This is a genomic window from Pseudomonas emilianonis (genome assembly GCF_023072625.1).
GTDB lineage: Bacteria > Pseudomonadota > Gammaproteobacteria > Pseudomonadales > Pseudomonadaceae > Aquipseudomonas > Aquipseudomonas paraveronii.
Genome location: NZ_JAKNRV010000556.1, coordinates 1 through 2305, shown reverse-complemented (window position 1 = coordinate 2305; position 2305 = coordinate 1). Strand labels below are relative to the sequence as shown.

The 2305-nt window shown below is 61.5% G+C and carries 2 protein-coding genes and 2 pseudogenes; all 4 read left to right on the top strand.

Going from position 1 to position 2305, the window contains the following annotated elements; all coding sequences use genetic code 11:
• Positions 1-789, top strand: a 789-nt coding sequence (locus tag L9Z73_RS29260; RefSeq protein WP_247408353.1) for a phosphoenolpyruvate carboxylase, incomplete at its 5' end; no start/stop codon positions are given.
• 280 nt (positions 790-1069) lie between these two features.
• Entirely contained in the window at positions 1070-1717 is a 648-nt protein-coding gene (adk, locus tag L9Z73_RS29255) for an adenylate kinase (RefSeq protein WP_247408352.1), read from the top strand.
• Positions 1718-1806: 89 nt separating this feature from the next.
• Positions 1807-2187: pseudogene (gene tsaB, locus L9Z73_RS29250) on the top strand (tRNA (adenosine(37)-N6)-threonylcarbamoyltransferase complex dimerization subunit type 1 TsaB); the annotation flags it as partial.
• Positions 2172-2305, top strand: a pseudogene (locus L9Z73_RS29245) (cation transporter); the annotation flags it as partial. The pseudogenes tsaB and L9Z73_RS29245, both read left to right, overlap by 16 nt.

Sequence of the window (2305 nt, the reverse complement as noted above, 5' to 3'; positions counted from 1 at the left end):
ACCGTCGTCGCCGATACCGGCGATTTCGCGGCCCTCGCCAATCTCAAGCCGCAAGATGCCACCACCAACCCTTCCCTGCTGCTCAAGGCCGCGTCGATTCCGGGCTATGCCAAGTTGATGGATGAATTGGCAGCAGACGGTGTCAGCGCCTACCGCGCCGTGGTGCGGGAAAATCCGCAATTCGTCGAGTATTTCCGCCAGTCCACCCCGGAGCAGGAATTGGGGCGCCTACCCTTGGGCAGTCGCCCGGCCAAACGCCGTGCCGGCGGTATTGAAAGCCTGCGGGCGATCCCGTGGATCTTCGGCTGGACCCAGACCCGCCTGATGCTGCCCGCCTGGCTCGGCTGGGAAGCGGCGCTGAGCAAGGCCCTGGAGCGCGGGGAGGGTGAGTTGCTGGGGCAGATGCGCGAGCAATGGCCGTTCTTCCGCACCCGCATCGATATGCTCGAGATGGTGTTGGCCAAGGCCGATGCCGATATCGCGCGGCTCTATGACGAGCGTTTGGTGCAGCCAGAGCTGTTGCCGTTGGGTGCGCATTTACGCGACCTATTGTCGCAGGCTTGCCAGGTGGTGCTTGGCCTGACCGGCCAGTCGCAACTGCTTGCCCACAGCCCGGATACCCTGGAGTTCATCCGTCTGCGTAACACCTACCTCGACCCCTTGCACTTGTTGCAGGCCGAATTGCTGGCGCGCTCGCGTCGCCAGGAAGCGGCGCAAGACAGCCCTCTGGAACAGGCGCTGCTGGTGTCCGTGGCTGGTATCGCCGCCGGTTTGCGCAACACCGGCTGAGGTTTTTTGCGTGTTCTCAACGGCTTGCGGATAACCCACGACGGCCGCCCAGAAAAGGGCGGTCGGCGTTTAGAGGGTCGGGTTGCACCCAGGCACACCCCACCTATGACGCACGTGTGGTGCGGGTTTTTCCTACTTTTGGCGGCTTGTGTGGTTTGGGCCTGCTGTGTATCTTGATCAGCCTTTGGCCGTTTGGGCGGCCTGGGCCCACATTTTTACGAGATTGGCCCCACGCGGCGAATCCGAGCGTCATCTCTATAAAAAATTGAGGAGCACATCGATGCGCGTCATTCTGCTGGGAGCTCCCGGGGCCGGTAAAGGTACTCAGGCAAAGTTCATCACTGAAAAATTTGGCATTCCACAAATCTCCACCGGTGACATGCTGCGCGCTGCGGTAAAAGCAGGCACCGAGCTGGGCATTAAAGCCAAAAGCATCATGGATGCTGGCGGCCTGGTTTCCGATGACCTGATCATCGCACTGGTCCAGGACCGTATCGCACAACCTGATTGCGCCAATGGCTTCCTGTTCGACGGCTTCCCACGCACCATTCCCCAGGCGGAAGCCCTGGTGACGGCGGGTGTCGAGTTGGACGCAGTGGTCGAAATCGCGGTTGAAGATGAAGAGATCGTCCAGCGTATCGCCGGTCGTCGCGTTCACGAGGCCTCGGGTCGCGTGTACCACACCGTCTACAACCCGCCGAAAGTGGAAGGCAAGGACGATGTCACCGGCGAAGACCTGGTGCAGCGTAAAGACGACACTGAAGAAACCGTGCGTCATCGCCTGTCGGTCTACCATTCCCAGACCAAACCGCTGGTGGACTTCTACCAGAAGCTGTCGGCTGCTCAAGGCAAGCCGAAATACAGCCACATCCCTGGCGTCGGCTCGGTGGAAGCGATCACCGGCAAGGTGCTGCAAGCGCTGAGCTGATCGAATGATCGGCTTTACGTACAACGGCCCGCTTGCGGGCCGTTGTTGTTTATACTGGCGCACTTTTTTCGACTTGGACACCGACACCGATGAGCACCCTGATGGCCCTGGACACTGCGACTGAAGCTTGCTCGGTTGCCTTGCTGCACGATGGCAAGGTAACGAGCCACTACGAGGTGATCCCGCGCCTGCACGCGCAGAAGCTGTTGCCGATGATCAAGCAACTGCTGGAGGACGCCGGTACGAGCCTGTCCGCCGTGGACGCCATCGCCTTCGGCCGTGGCCCGGGCGCCTTTACCGGTGTGCGCATCGCCATCGGCGTGGTCCAGGGCTTGGCCTTTGCGTTGGAGCGCCCGGTGTTGCCGGTGTCCAACCTCGCCGTGCTGGCGCAGCGGGCGTTGCGCGAACACGGTACACGGCAAGTGGCGGCGGCGATTGATGCGCGGATGGATGAAGTCTATTGGGGCTGCTCGTCAACCTGATCTCCATGCGCCTGCTCAGCGCCGGCAGCGGCGAAAGCCTGAATGTCAAAGGTGCGTACCTGGAGGTCTGGAGTGACATGCTCGGCTCTGTCGGCGTGATCATCGC

Excerpts from the sequence above, each read along its gene's own strand:
- adk (WP_247408352.1), top strand. The coding sequence starts at position 1,070 with ATGCGCGTCATTCTGCTGGGAGCTCCCGGGGCCGGTAAAGGTACTCAG.